The 13,647-nt window shown below is 71.9% G+C and carries 7 protein-coding genes; 2 read left to right on the top strand and 5 right to left on the bottom strand.

Annotated features, from left to right (window positions below):
• Positions 1-39 precede the first annotated feature (39 nt).
• Complete coding sequence (locus Q0747_RS02150) at positions 40-1,515, top strand: zinc-dependent metalloprotease (protein ID WP_298251754.1); 1,476 nt, start codon at positions 40-42, stop codon at positions 1,513-1,515.
• Between the two features lie 24 nt (positions 1,516-1,539).
• On the opposite strand, the gene Q0747_RS02155 is transcribed toward Q0747_RS02150, so the two are convergent.
• The 3 genes from Q0747_RS02155 to nudC all read right to left on the bottom strand — a co-directional run bounded on the left by Q0747_RS02155 (position 1,540) and on the right by nudC (position 5,187).
• Positions 1,540-2,058, bottom strand: coding sequence for a M48 family metallopeptidase (locus Q0747_RS02155; RefSeq protein ID WP_298251606.1), 519 nt, complete (start codon positions 2,056-2,058; stop codon positions 1,540-1,542).
• A 64-nt stretch (positions 2,059-2,122) separates the two neighbouring features.
• The gene (locus Q0747_RS02160) at positions 2,123-4,231 is read right to left on the bottom strand and encodes an ATP-dependent DNA helicase UvrD2 (RefSeq protein ID WP_298251607.1); all 2,109 of its coding nucleotides are present in this window, start codon (positions 4,229-4,231) and stop codon (positions 2,123-2,125) included.
• Entirely contained in the window at positions 4,228-5,187 is a 960-nt protein-coding gene (gene nudC / locus Q0747_RS02165) for an NAD(+) diphosphatase (RefSeq protein ID WP_298251608.1), read from the bottom strand. Before nudC ends, Q0747_RS02160 begins: the two co-directional genes overlap by 4 nt.
• A gap of 163 nt (positions 5,188-5,350) precedes the next feature.
• Between nudC and Q0747_RS13900 the strand changes: the two genes are divergently transcribed.
• Positions 5,351-6,853, top strand: a complete 1,503-nt coding sequence (locus Q0747_RS13900; RefSeq protein ID WP_367277640.1) for a phosphotransferase — start codon at positions 5,351-5,353, stop codon at positions 6,851-6,853.
• 15 nt (positions 6,854-6,868) lie between these two features.
• Here the strand turns inward: Q0747_RS13900 and Q0747_RS02175 are convergent, their stop codons facing one another.
• Positions 6,869-10,282: an ATP-dependent DNA helicase gene (locus Q0747_RS02175; RefSeq protein WP_298251609.1), complete on the bottom strand. Its 3,414-nt coding sequence runs from the start codon at positions 10,280-10,282 to the stop codon at positions 6,869-6,871.
• The gene (locus tag Q0747_RS02180) at positions 10,282-13,644 is read right to left on the bottom strand and encodes an ATP-dependent DNA helicase (protein WP_298251610.1); all 3,363 of its coding nucleotides are present in this window, start codon (positions 13,642-13,644) and stop codon (positions 10,282-10,284) included. Before Q0747_RS02180 ends, Q0747_RS02175 begins: the two co-directional genes overlap by 1 nt.
• Positions 13,645-13,647: the final 3 nt, after the last annotated feature.

Below are 13,647 nucleotides of genomic sequence, written 5' to 3' on the forward strand. Positions count from 1 at the left end.
AACGGCGACGACGACACGCCCCAGGACCCGCTGTCCGAGATGCTGTCGAAGATGTTCGGCGGAGGGGCCGGAGGCTTCGACCCGCAGGAGCTCGCGAAAGCGGCAGGCCTGCCCTCCGATCCCTCCGCGATGGCCATGATGATGCAGCAGGTCCAGGCGATGTTCTCGGCATCCGGCGACGGCCCCGTGAACTGGCAGCTGGCCCACGAGCAGGCCCGCCGGATCGCCGCTGCGGACAACGACCCGTCCGTCTCCTCCCTGCAGCGCAGGAGCGTCGACGAGGCCCTGAAGCTCGCCGAGATGTGGCTCGACCCGGTCACCGACTTCCCGAGCACCGGTCAGCTGGGCCGTGCGTGGTCGCGGGCCGAGTGGGTGGAGGCGACCATGGCGACCTGGCGCCGCCTGACCGAACCCGTGGCCACGAGCATCGCCCGGGCACTCTCCGATGTGATCTCGGAGCAGCTCCCGGAGGAGATGAAGTCCATGCTCGGCGCCATGGGCGGACCCGCGTCGATGCTGCAGAACGTCGGTGGCGCGATGTTCGGCATGCAGCTCGGGCAGGCCGTCGGCGCCCTGTCGAAGGACGTCGTGGGCTCCACGGACATCGGTGTCCCCCTCGCGGACGGCCGTATGGCCCTGCTCCCGGCGAACGTGGCGGCCTTCGGCGAGGGGCTCGACATCCCCGAGCAGGAGGTCCAGCTCTTCCTGGCGGTCCGGGAGGCGGCCCACGTCAGGCTCTTCACCCAGGTGCCGTGGCTGACCGGCCACCTCCTCGGCAGCATCGAGCGCTATGCGCGCGGCATCCACATCGACATCAGCAAGATCGAGGAAGCCGCCCGGGACATCGACCCGACCAATCCGGAGAGCATGCAGGGTGCGCTGTCGCAGGGTGTGTTCATGCCCGAGCGCACACCGGAGCAGGAAGCGGCACTCGTGCGACTGGAGACCACGCTGGCCCTCGTCGAGGGATGGGTCGACGAGCTCGCGGCAGCTGCCGCGGCGAATCTGCCCTCCGCCGGCGCCCTGCGGGAGATGGTGCGTCGGCGCCGCGCGACGGGCGGACCGGCCGAGCACGCCTTCGCATCGCTCGTGGGCCTCGAGCTCCGGCCGCGCAGGCTGCGGGATGCCGCCGCCCTCTGGTCACGGCTCACCGAGGAACGCGGCGTGGAGGGCCGGGACGCCCTCTGGCAGCACCCGGACCTGCTGCCCACGGCGGAGGACCTCGATGATCCCGAGGGCTTCTCCGAGCGCCGGCGGTTGATCGAGTCCTCCGACGCCGACGTGGATGCGGCCCTCGAGCGCCTGCTCGCGGGCGACTTCGACGACCAGGAGCCGCAGGACCCCGACGCTGCGGCGGACACCTCGACGGATGGTCCGACGCGGTCCGATAGCGCCGGATCAGGCGCGGATCCCGACTCCGGCACGGGCTCCACTGGTGGCGACGTGGCGGACGACGACCGGGACGACGACCGGGATGTACCGGGGACCGATGACGGTGGGGACCCGAACCGCTAGCTCCGGCATCCGGGCTCCGCTGCTCTACGGAGCGGGCGCGGGGTCCTCGGGACCCTGCGCGGCCGGCTGTCCGTCCCGCGACCACCGCCGGGACGCGAACGAGGCGCCGTCGAGGAAAGCCTTCGCGGTCTCCGTCCGGGGGTAGGCCGCGAGCAGTCTCCAGAAGGCGGCGCTGTGCGAGGGCTCGATCAGGTGGGCCATCTCGTGCAGGATCACGTAGTCCACCACCCAGTCCGGCATACCCTGCAGCCTGTGCGACAGACGGATGGTCCGGTGCGCCGGAGTGGCCGATGCCCAGCGTGTGGTCTGGTTCGTGACCCACATGATCGCCGACGGCACGCCGCTGCCGTCGAGATAACGCCGAGCGAGGCCGGCTGCCCGCTCCCGCAGTGCGGGGAGCGGCAGGTCCTCGGGGATGGGGTCTGAAGGATATTTCGCCGCCATCTTCTCCACCATCCGGTCCACCCAGTGGCGTTCCTCCCGTGGGGAGAAGTGACCGGGGATCAGGACACGGAGGACGCCGTCCCGCAGGTCCGCGCTCACCGTGCGCCTGCGCCGCGCCGAGCGCCGGACCTCGACTCGCGGCCGGCCGGGAGCGGACCCCGGGTCAGGCGTTGTCACCGATGATCCCGAGGACGGCTTCACCGTAACGCTCCAGCTTCGCGGAGCCGATACCTGCCAGCTCGCCGAGCTGGTCGAGGGACTCCGGCCGGGCCTCCGCGATGGCGACGAGTGTCGCGTCGGTGAAGATCACGAACGCCGGGACGTCCTTCTCGCGGGCCTCGCCCAGCCGCCACGCGCGCAGTGCCTCGAACGTCTCCTCCTCGTAGCTGACCGGGCAGTCGTTGCATCGGCCGATCTTCCGCTCCGATCCCGTGAGGAGGGGACGCCGGCAGACCCTGCAGGTCACCGGGCCGGCACTCTTCCGCGCCGCCTTCGCGCGGGGTTGACGGAAGGATGCCTGCCCCGTCCCCGCGGGCCTGAGCGCGTCGAGGAAGCGGGACGGCTTCCGGCTGGCGCGTCCGCCCGGCGAGCGCGAGGTGGACCAGGACATGGCGAGATGCCGGCGTGCCCGGGTGATCCCGACGTACAGCAGGCGCCGTTCCTCGTCGACCGCCTCCTGGGTGTCGGCGAACGAGATGGGCATCAGCCCCTCACTGAGGCCCACGAGGAACACGGCATCCCACTCGAGGCCCTTGGCGGAGTGCAGGGAGGCCAGCGTGACGCCCTGGACCGTGGGTGCGTGCTGGGCCGCGGCGCGTTCCTCGAGCTCGGCCACGAAGAGCTGCAGGGTGAGGGCCTCGGGCCCGCGCCAGCGGGCGAGTTCGTCCGCGAGTCCCACGAGGGCCGCGAGCGATTCCCACTTCTCGCGGACGGCGCCGGAGTTCTGCGGCGCCACGGAAGTGTAGCCGAGCGAGGCGAGGACATCGCGCACCTGCTGGGGAACGTCCTCGTCGCCCTGGGTGCGCGCGGCCGCCCGCAGCTGAAGCAGCGCGTCACGGACCTCGCGGCGCTGGAAGAAGCGTTCGCCACCGCGGAGCTGGTAGCCGATGCCGGCACTGGCGAGGGCCTGCTCGTACGCCTCCGACTGCCCGTTGGTGCGGTACAGGATGGCGATCTCGCTCGCCTTGACCCCCTGGTCGAGCAGGGCACCGATGCGCCGGGCGCACTCCGTGGCCTCGGCCTCGTCGTCGCTGCACTCCGTGAAGACGGGTTCGGGGCCCGCCTGCTGCTGCGCGACGAGTTCGAGCGGCGCGGACCAGGTGGTGCCGGCCGTCGATCTGTCGGCCTCCCTGCTCCTGGCCGCCAGGAGGGTGTTCGCCGCCCTGACCACCTGGGGCGTGGACCGGTAGTCGCGCACCAGCCGCACCACCTGGGCACCCTCGTAGCGCTTGGTGAAGTCGAGCAGGTGGCGCGAGGAGGCTCCCGTGAAGGAGTAGATGGTCTGGCTCGCGTCGCCGACCACGCACAGCTCCCGCCGCTCACCCAGCCAGAGGTCGAGCAGTCGCTGCTGCAGCGGCGAGACGTCCTGGTACTCGTCCACCACGAAGTGCCGGTACTGGGCACGGACGGTCGCGGCGATCCTCTCGTCGTCCTCGAGGATCCCGACGGTGCTGAGCAGGACGTCCTCGAAATCGATCAGATTGCGGTCGAGCTTGAGGTCCTCGTAGGCCGAGAAGATGCGCGACACCGTGGTCAGGTCCATGCCCGCGGGCTCCGACCTCCCGACGGCAGCACCCATGTAGGCGTCGGGGGTGAGCATGGACACCTTCGCCCACTCGATCTCCGCCGCGACATCGCGGATGGCGGCCCGATCGGTGGTCACACGCAGCCGACGCGCCGACTCGGCGATGAGCTGCGCCTTGTGGTCCACGAGCGCCGGCAGTGTCCCGCCCACGGCCTGCGGCCAGAAGTACTGCAGCTGACGCAGTGCGGCCGCATGGAAGGTCCGGGCCTGCACGCCGCCGGCCCCGAGATCCCGGAGCCTCGTCCGCATCTCGGCGGCGGCCCGCGCGGTGAAGGTCACGGCCAGGACCTGCTGCGGCTTGTACACGCCGGTGCCGACGCCGTAGGCGATGCGGTGGGTGATGGCGCGGGTCTTGCCCGTCCCAGCCCCGGCCAGCACGCAGAGCGGACCGCTGAGCGTGGTGGCGACCATCCGCTGTTCGTCGTCGAGCCCCTCGAGGATGCTGTCCTCGAGCAGGACGCCGGTCATCGCTCACCGGTCCGGGACGGCTCCTCGTCCAGCGGACCGCCGTACCAGCGCTCGATCAGCGCACGGGCGATGGACACGCCGCCGGCGACGGCGATCGACCCGTCGCGGAGTTCCGTGAACAGCTCTGCCCGGGTGAACCAGCGCAGGGAGCGGATCTCGGAACGATCGGGGCGGACGTCGGTGGTCGCGGCGTGCGCGGTGAAACCGAGCATGAGGGAGGCGGGGAAGGGCCACGGCTGCGATCCGAGGTACTGGGGCGAGTCGACCGTGATGCCGGCCTCCTCACCCACCTCCCGGATGACGGCTGCCTCGAGGGACTCCCCGGGCTCCACGAAGCCGGCGAGCGTCGAGTAGCGGTTCTCGGGCCAGGCCACGGCCGATCCGAGGAGCAACCGGTCCTCGTCGTCCACGATGGACACGATGATGGCGGCGTCGGTGCGCGGGTAGTGCTGCGACCCGTCGTTGGGGCACTGGCGCACCCATCCGGCGTCGCGCACCTCGGTGGGCGTGCCGCACCGTGGACAGTGCGTCGTGGTCTCGTGCCAGTTGGCAACGGCTGCGGCCTCGACGAACAACCCGGCGTCCCGGGCGTCGAGCGAGGTGGCGATGTCGCGCAGTCCCAGCCACTGGTCGAGGGGAGCCAGCCGGGGGTCAGCCTCCTCGAGCATGGCGAGGATCACATGGTTCCCGGCGTCGACGGCTCCCTCGTTGACGCGCCCCAGATAGACCAGGATGCCGTGCGTGCCGATGTCGGCGGGGGTGACCAGGGCCAGCGCTTCCGCGGTGACGGGCGCCGTCCCGTGCGCGACCGGCAGCACCTTGGTGCCGTCCGTCTCCCAGAGCGTCTCGAGGAACTGCTCGGTGATCCTCGACTCGCCGTTCCGGTCCGAATCGGCACGTGAGAGCTGTAGTGCTCCGAGCGGAGGCTGCGCGAGGGTCCGGAGGGTTTCTTCCATGCCTCTACGGTACGTTCCCGCAACCCCAAAGAGGCATTCTGCGCCGACAGGTGGAGGAGCAGTGCAGGACCGAAGACGAGTAGTGCATCTGGCGACTCACCGGACCCCGGGTCGAAAAGCGATGCCCCGACGCCCTACCGTTGAGGGTGTGAAACGCACACCCATGGAACTTGCCGCCGTCGCCAGCGCCGCCGTACCCGGCCTGGCTCCGACGGGCGTGGCCGGCACTCCCGACGATGCTGTGGATTTCGACTCCGCGCAGCTCGTGGACGCGTCCGGGAAACAGTGGCGGGTCCGTGCGCCGAGGCACGCAGAGGCGAGCATGCGGCTCGAGACCGAGGTGCAGGCACTCCGGGCCTTCACCCCGGCGGTGAAGGCGGAACTGCCGTTCCTGATCCCCCATCTCGCGGGCAGTGTGCGCCAGGGGGAGCTGAGCACCTTCGTCTACTCCCACCTCGCCGGCAGCACCGCGACGCTGTCGGCGCTGGCCGGCGGGGACGGCGCCGTCGCGACGGAGATAGGGCGCGTGATCGCCGCCATCCACGACCTCCCGAAGGAGCTGGTCCAGCGAGCTGACCTGCCCAGCTACGAGGCCGACGAGTACCGGCAGCGCAAGCTGAACGAGCTCGATCAGGCGGCGACCACCGGGCGGATCCCTTCGATCCTGTTGCGCCGCTGGGAGCACGCGCTCGAGGACGTGAGCCTCTGGCGGTTCGGTCCCACCGTGGTCCATGGTGATCTGCACGAGGACCACCTGCTCCTCTCGGGGGCACGGGTGTCCGCCGTGATCGGCTGGACCGACCTCTGCGTCGCCGACCCGGCGCAGGACTTCGCCTGGCTCGCAGCGGCCGAGGACACGGACTTCGTCCACGCGGTCCACGAGGCCTATGCCGCCGCCCGGGCCGGAGCCGTCGATCCACATCTCTCCCGGCGCGCGGCGCTCGCGGCCGAGTTCGCCCTCGCGCAGTGGCTGGTCCGGGGTGTCACCCTCGGGGACGACTCGATGATCCGCGAGGCCGAGGAGATGCTCGCAGCGCTCGAGGCCGACGTCGAGTTCCTCGAGCGGGAGCAGCACGAGGCCGCCGAGCGCGCCCGCCGCGCCGAAGAGGAGCGGATCGAGTGGGGCGATGCGGAGGGATCCGACGAGCACACCTCGTCCCCCCGGCCGGGTCCTGCCGCCCAGCACGGCGCGACGATCGTGGGGACGACGTCCTCGTCGCGGTGGTCGGGGGATGCCGAGGTATCCGGCGCGGAGGACGACGGCGGGGACACAGCTGATGGGGACACGGCTGATGAGTACAGCGAGGACACAGCTGGTGAGGACGGCGGCGCGGACGAGCCGCACGGGCTGTCGGCATCCGACGGGGACGCCGACGAGGACGGACCCGGATCAGGACAGGCACCCGGACCCGGATCAGGACAGGCACCCGGACCCGGATCAGGACAGGCACCCGGACCCGGACACGACCGGAGGCTCCCCGGACCGGACGACGGACCCCGGCCGGGCACGGCGTCCGGCTCGTCCCTGGCCTATGCGCGGCTGACCGCCGGACGGCGCGGCACCGTGGGGCAGGGCCGCACGGCCTCGGGGGACGGCGGGACGGGCCCGGGGTCACCCGACGAGCTGGAGACGACAGCCCTTCCCATCGTGTCCTCCGGCCGCTGAGGGCAGGCCACCGCATCAGGCCCGGGAGTGGTCCGGGCCGCTCTCCTGCGCCGCGACGACGATAGCCTCGAGTTCCGCTGCGTCCCCGAGATCGTGCGGACGCACCACGAGGTTGTCGGCGACGTAGAAGAACGCTGCCCGGACCTTCTCGAGCGGGACGTCCTTCAGCCTGGACCACGCCAGTCTGTAGACGGCCAGCTGGACCGCCTTCGCCGCACGCAGTCCGGGAGCCGGCGGGCGGCCGGTCTTCCAGTCGATGAGATCCCATCCGCCGTCGGCGTCGCGGAACACCGCGTCGATCCGCCCGCGGACCACCACCCCTCCGATCCGCGTCTCGATCGGTGCCTCCACGGCCTCCGGCTGGCGCAGTGCCCACTCGGACCGCTCGAAGATCGCGGCCATCTCCCCCAGCCCGAGCGACTCGTCCACGTATGCGTCCGCGCCCCCGGGATACTCCCCCAGGTCGAGCATGCCCGCCGACCCGTAGAACTCCTCGATCCAGGCATGGAACGCCGTTCCCTTACGCGCCGCCGAGCCCGGTCTGCGAGGCAGCGGCCGGCGCAGGTTCCGCATGACGGCCTCCGGATCCTCGCGCAGTTCCACCAGGGTGGACGCCGAGATGTGCGCGGGCAACGCCAGCGGTAGCCGTTCGCCCTCCCGGCGCTGGCGGGCCAGTGCCAGCCGCACCTCGCGACCCCACCGCCCGTCGTCGCCGTCCTCCTCCGGAGCGGCCGCGGCGGTCTGCTCGAGGACGGCCTGCGCCGCCCGCTCCATGGCGGGGCGCCGTGGGCCCAGCGGATCGATGGGCCAGGTGGCCTGCTCGGGCCGGGCGTTCGCCGGGTTGGTGTCGCCGATGTCGGCGTCCGTGACCCAGTGCGGCATGGAGATGCCCGGGCTCCCTGCTTCGGCGAGGACCGTGAGCGATTCGAGGAAGGAGGACGTCGCGGACGGCTTCGAGCGCCCGCCCGACCACGCGGACGAGGTGCAGACCAGCACCTGTTTCGCACGGGTGAAGGCGACATAGGCGAGGCGGCGTTCCTCCCGCTCCGTGTGGGCCCTCGCCTCCCCGGCGAACTCCGTCTCGCTGGCCAGCCATGCCTTCTGGTCCTGCTGTTCCCAGTCCCACTGCGGCAGCTGCGGCGCGTCACCACGCAGGGGCCAGGGGATGGCCGAGCTGCCGCTGCTCCAGCGCGAGTCCCTGTCGCCGGGGAAGGATCCCGCGTTGAGGCCCGGGACGAACACCACGTCCCATTCGAGGCCCTTCGAGGCATGCACCGTGAGCAGTTGCACGGCGTCCCGGCTCGCCTCCAGCTGCGTCACGGGCAGGCCGTCCTCCTCCTGGTCGGCGGCCTCCAGCCACGCGAGGAACGCCGGCAGGTCGACGCGGTCGGCGGTGGCGACGAAGCCGGCCACGGCCTCCGTGAAGGCGTCGAGGTTCCGGCGCGCCTCGTTGGTCCCCACGCCGGGTTTCGCGGCCACTTCGATGTCGAGCAGGATGGTGCGTTCGACCTCCCCGATCATGCTGCCCAGGTCGTCGCCCACGAAGCCGCGGAGCACCCGCAGTTCCTTCCGCAGGGACTCCAGGCGCTGCCGCGCGGTGTCGCTGAGGACCCGGCCGGACGAGGACACCCAGTCCGACGGCGGCAACTGGTCCACGGCCTCCACCAGACTGCCTGCTTCGGCCGTGTCCGGTGACACGATCGCGTCGCGGAGCTGGTCGTCGTCGATCTCCTCCTCCGCCGCCGTCCCGCGCCTGAACATCGCCTCCCGCCTTCGCGCGAGGTGCCGCGACCAGTCCCCGAGCGCCATCAGGTCGGCCGGTCCGATCCGCCATCGCGCTCCGGACAGGAGCCGGAGCATCGAATCCGATCTGTCGGGGTCGCCCAGGACCCGCAGGGTGGCGAGCAGGTCGACGATCCCGGGTGTACGCAGCAGGCCACCCAGCCCGACCACCTGCACCGGGATGCCGGCCCGCTCGAGCTCCCGGCGGATGGGGGCGAACTGCTTGCGCCCCCGGCACAGGACGGCCATGGTGGGCGGCAGGGCCACACCGTTGTGCGAGTCGAAGGAACGACGACGCTGGCGCAGCACCTCCCGCGTGATCGCCTCGGCCTCGCTGAGGGTCGGACCGGGCGCGCCCGCACCATCGGTGGCTGTGCCGAGGACGGGGGCGTCGGTCAGGAACCGTCCCAGGCTTACCTCCCCGACCGGTGCCCCGGGACGCGCGTCCAGGCTCGGGACCTGCTGGGCAGGGGTGGTCCGCAGCCAGGGAGCCGGGGTGTTCAGCGGCGCGGCCACCGTGTTCGCGGCCTCGAGGATGGAGGTGGAGTTCCGCCACGCGACCGACAGGTGGGCCACCGGCGACGGAGCCCGCCGGTCGGTGTCGATCGTCGGGAACGCCGTGCGGAAGGTACCCAGCTGACCGGCCGACGCTCCCCTGAACCCGTAGATCGACTGGTGGGGGTCACCGACGGCGGTGACCGAGCGGCCGTCCGCGAACAGGCGCGAGAACAGGACCATCTGCGCGTGCGACGTGTCCTGGAACTCGTCGAGCAGCACCACCCGGTACTTCTCGCGCTCCAGCAGCCCTGCTTCGGGGATGTCGCGGGCGATCCGCGCCGCGAGGGAGACGAGGTCGCCGAAGTCGAGCTGCCTGCGGGCGAGCTTCGCAGCGGCATAGGTCTCCACGAGCTCCGTGACGGTGATGCGCGTGCGGAGTCTGTCGAGCAGCTCCTGCACCTTCTGCGTGGGCGCCTTCGTGGTTCCGTCCACGTAGGCCCGCGCGGCGACGTACTCGAGGTGGCGCCGGAGCTCCGCGCGCACGGTCGCCGGGCCGACGAGGTGCTCCGCGCACTCCCCGGCCATGTCGAGCACCGCCTTGACGAGCGTGCTCTTGGCTGCCGTGAAGTGCGCCCATTCGCCGTCGTACGCCTCGACGACGGAGTGGGCCAGCTGCCATGACTGCGCTGTCCCGAGCATCACGGAGTCGCGCTCGACGCCGATCCGCAGCCCGTAGTCCTGCACGATCCCGTTCGCGAAGGAGTGGTAGGTGGAGATGGCCGGATCGAGGCGATCCACCACGTCCGCGCCGGGGGCGGCCGCGTCGTCGCTCCCGAGTGCTGCGTAGAGCTGCGTCAGCCGCAGGCGGACCCGCGAGGCGAGCTCCCCGGCGGCCTTGCGCGTGAAGGTGACGCCGAGGATCTGCTCGGGGCGCACGAGCCCGTTCGCGACGAGCCAGACCACCCTGTCCGCCATGGTCCGCGTCTTGCCCGACCCGGCGCCCGCGATGACGAGCAGTGGCTCCAGGGGCGCCTCGATGACCCGCGCCTGGTCCTCGGTGGGGTACTGGACCGGGGCTCCGGGGTCGGTGTGCAGCAGCTCCGCGAGCGCCCTCGCCGAGTAGGTCGGAGCCGGTGTCGCGCCGGCCACTACTGGGTCACCTGCCTGCCCTCTTCGCAGAGCGGACAGATCTCGGGCAGCCGGCAGCCGCTGCCGCCGAATCCGGACCGCCGCGGATCATGGACGGTGTCGAAGGAGGCGGCCGCCATCAGGGCCGCCGCCTCCTCGATCATGGCCAGCGCCCAGGTGTCCTCGTCCCCCACGGCGCGCTGGTCCTGGACCGCGACGGTCTTAACCTTCGTGCCGAGGTGCACGAGCGAGGCGCCTCCGGGCGCTTCGCGCACCGGGACATCACCGGCCCCGCTGTCGTCGGGCTGAGCGGTGTCGGGCTGAGCGGCGTCGGGCTGAGCGGCGTCGGCCCGGGCAGCGTCCACCTGCGACGGGGCGGCAGCTCCGTACGCCACGGCCGTCTGATAGGCGGCGAGCTGCGGGTGCCGCTCGATCTCGGCGGCGGTCGGTGCGCTCCTGCCCGTCTTCAGGTCCACGACGACGGCGCGGCCCCCGGCGTCGCGCTCGAGGCGGTCGATCTGCCCACGGAGCCGGGCCGTCCGCTCCGCACCCTCCACGAGCACGGTGAGATCCACGGAGAAGTCCACCTCCGTGGCCTGCAGGGTGCGTCCCGACTTCCTCATCAGCAGCACATAGGTGGCGAGCTTGCGGACCATGCCCTCGGCCCTCCGGAAGTCCGCCTGCCCCTCCCAGCTGTTGCCGATCCCCAGTCGGGGCCACCGGCGCTCGAGTTCCTGCGTGTACTCCTGGCCGGTGGCATCGGGGAGATCCTGGGCGATCTGGTGGACGAGGGTGCCGAGGGAGCGCGCGAAGTCGGTGGTCCGCTCTCCTCCGGCTGCGGAGACGAACCAGCTCAGGGGTGAGGTCAGCACGGACTCCACCTTCGAGGGCGAGACACTGATGGGCTGGTCCGCCGGGACCACGGGAGCAGCGCTGCTCAGCTCGGCGAGCCCCCACCACTGGGCCGGATGGGCGCCCGGCACGGGCGGCTCGGTCACGGCCATGCGCCCCAGGTGCCGCACGGCCTCCCCCGTCAGTACCGTGCCCGCCTGCGGATCCTGCGCCACCCGGCGCAGCTCCGCGACCAGGGCCCGCAGGGTGAGCGGCCGCAGCACCTCCGTGCGGGGCCTCGCCTCGACACCCGGCGGAAGCGGATCGAGCACGTCGAGGAACGGCGATGCCTGCTCGTCCTGGGACGAGACGGCGCAGCACACCAGTTCCTCGCCGGCGCGGGACACCGCGAGCGAGAAGGTGCGCAGCTCGTCGAAGCGGATGTCCTGCAGCAGGGCGACCGGGTCGCGGGTACTGCGGAAGGACTCGCCGTGATCGAGCAGGGCCCGCAGCTCCCCGGACCCGAGGAGCTCGCCGCGGAGCCGGAGATTCGGCCAGACGCCGTCCTGCACACCGGCGACGACGACCATGGGCCAGTGCCGCCCGGCCGCGCTGGCCGGGGTGAGGACGGAGATGGAGGCCTGACGGCTGGTCCGCTGGGCCAGCGTGTCCATCGGGATGTCCTGGTTGAGGATGTACTCGAGGAAGAGCTCGGGATCGGCGCCGGGCACCTGCTCCACGAAGCGCTCCGCCGTGGTGAACAGGGCCATCATGGCGTCCAGGTCGCGGTCGGCGCGGGCGGAGAACGGTCCTTCGGACAGGGCCGCGGCGGACCACTGCTGGGCGAGACCCGATGCCGACCAGAGGGCCCAGAGGACCGTCTCCGCATCGGCGGCGATCTCGTCCGCCGCTGCCCGGCCCGCCTCGAGCATCCGGTACAGCCGCCGGACGGGCGCTCCCTCGGAGGAGAGTTCGGCGATCTCCTCCGGGGAGGAGAACAGGGTGGCGAGCAACTCGTCACTCGTCCGGCCTCCGCCGCGCTGGAGTTCGATGCGCCGCAGGTGCTGCCGCAGCCGGCGGAGCTCCAGACTGCCTGCTCCGCCGATCCTGGAGGTGAGCAGGGAGATGCAGAGCTCGGTGTCGAGCTGCGCGCTCCCCACGGCCACGGCGTAGAGATCGAGCAGGGGACGTACGGCCGGCTCCTCGCGGATTGCCGTCTCGGCGGCCGGGACGTTCACGGCGATCCCCTGCGCGGTCAGGTAGCGCTGGACGGCCGCCACCTGGGTACCGTTCCGCACGATCACCGCGATGTCGTCGAAGCTGCGCCCACCGAACAGGTGGGCCTCGAGCACCTGCTGGGCGATGAAGCGCTGCTCGTGGAACACGCTGTCGAGCACGTGCACGGAGACCGCCCCGCCTCGCCCCGGAGCAGTCTCCCCGGCACCGTCCGGGCGTCCCTCCGCCTGCGACCCTCCGCGTGCGGCCGGGAGCGAGCGGTAGGCCGTGCTGACACCGGTCGTGGCGATACGGGCCGCCACGTTGGTCCAGGCGTCCGCCAGCGGGCCGCCCAGGGTCAGCGATCCGGGAAGCGTCAACGTCGTCAGTCTGCTCCGGCGCCCGAAGAGGTCGGACAGACGTCCCGCCAGATCGGGGCGCGCACCCCGGAAGCCCTGGGCCACCGTGTCGGGGCAGGCGGTGATGACGACGTCGTTACCCGCACCGATCAGGCCCAGCAGCGCGTGGATGCCGGGGTTGGCCTCCTGGTAGTCGTCCACCAGGACCAGCTGCAGGCGGGCTCGTTCCCGGTCGAGGAACTCCCGGTCCGTCTCGAGGATCTCGCGGGCCGCCGTGAGGATCCCCGCCGGGTCGAAGGCCTCGGGCATGCGCAGATCGAGGACATCGCGGTACTCGCGGTAGAGCTGGGCGGCGGCGATCCAGTCCGGCCGGTCGAACCGCTCCCCCCAGGTGGCGAGCTCCTCGGCGGATACCGCGTACTCGCTCACGCGGTCGAACAGATCACGGATCTCCTGCCGGAAACCCCGTGTGGGCAGCGCCAGGGCCAGGCTCGCCGGCCAGGAGGGACCGGGAGCGCCGTCCTGCCCGTGACCTGCGAGGAGCTCCTTGATGATCAGGTCCTGTTCCGCTCCCGAGAGGAGGCGCGGGGTGCGCCCGATCCAGGGCATCCGGCCCTCGGCGCGGGCCCGCCGGATGAGGTCGAAGGCGTAGGCGGACCAGGTCCGGGCCGGTGCCGTGCTGATGCTGCGGTCGAGCTTCGCCGTGAGGTCGTCGCGGACCCGGGTCGCGGCGGCGCGTGTCGGCGCGAGCACCAGGAGACCCTCGGGGTCGAGCGTCCCGGCCCCGATCCGGCGGACGGCCAGCTCGGTGAGCAGGGAGGACTTGCCGCTGCCCGGGGCACCGAGGACCAGCACCTGCCCGGACAGGTGCCGCAGCGATTCCAGTGTCGCCTCGTAGCCGCTCGTGAGCTGTTCGGCCGAGCCGTCCCCGCCGGCGCCGGAGGGACGGGCGGGAGCGGCGTCGACGGTGCTGGTCATGAT

It is taken from the genome of uncultured Arthrobacter sp. (genome assembly GCF_947493765.1).
Classification (GTDB): Bacteria; Actinomycetota; Actinomycetes; order Actinomycetales; family Micrococcaceae; genus Arthrobacter_D.

Excerpts from the sequence above, each read along its gene's own strand:
- Q0747_RS02150 (WP_298251754.1), top strand. The coding sequence starts at position 40 with ATGCTGTCGAAGATGTTCGGCGGAGGGGCCGGAGGCTTCGACCCGCAG.
- Q0747_RS02160 (WP_298251607.1), bottom strand. The coding sequence starts at position 4,231 with ATGACCGGCGTCCTGCTCGAGGACAGCATCCTCGAGGGGCTCGACGAC.
- nudC (WP_298251608.1), bottom strand. The coding sequence starts at position 5,187 with ATGGAAGAAACCCTCCGGACCCTCGCGCAGCCTCCGCTCGGAGCACTA.
- Q0747_RS13900 (WP_367277640.1), top strand. The coding sequence starts at position 5,351 with ATGGAACTTGCCGCCGTCGCCAGCGCCGCCGTACCCGGCCTGGCTCCG.
- Q0747_RS02180 (WP_298251610.1), bottom strand. The coding sequence starts at position 13,644 with ATGACCAGCACCGTCGACGCCGCTCCCGCCCGTCCCTCCGGCGCCGGC.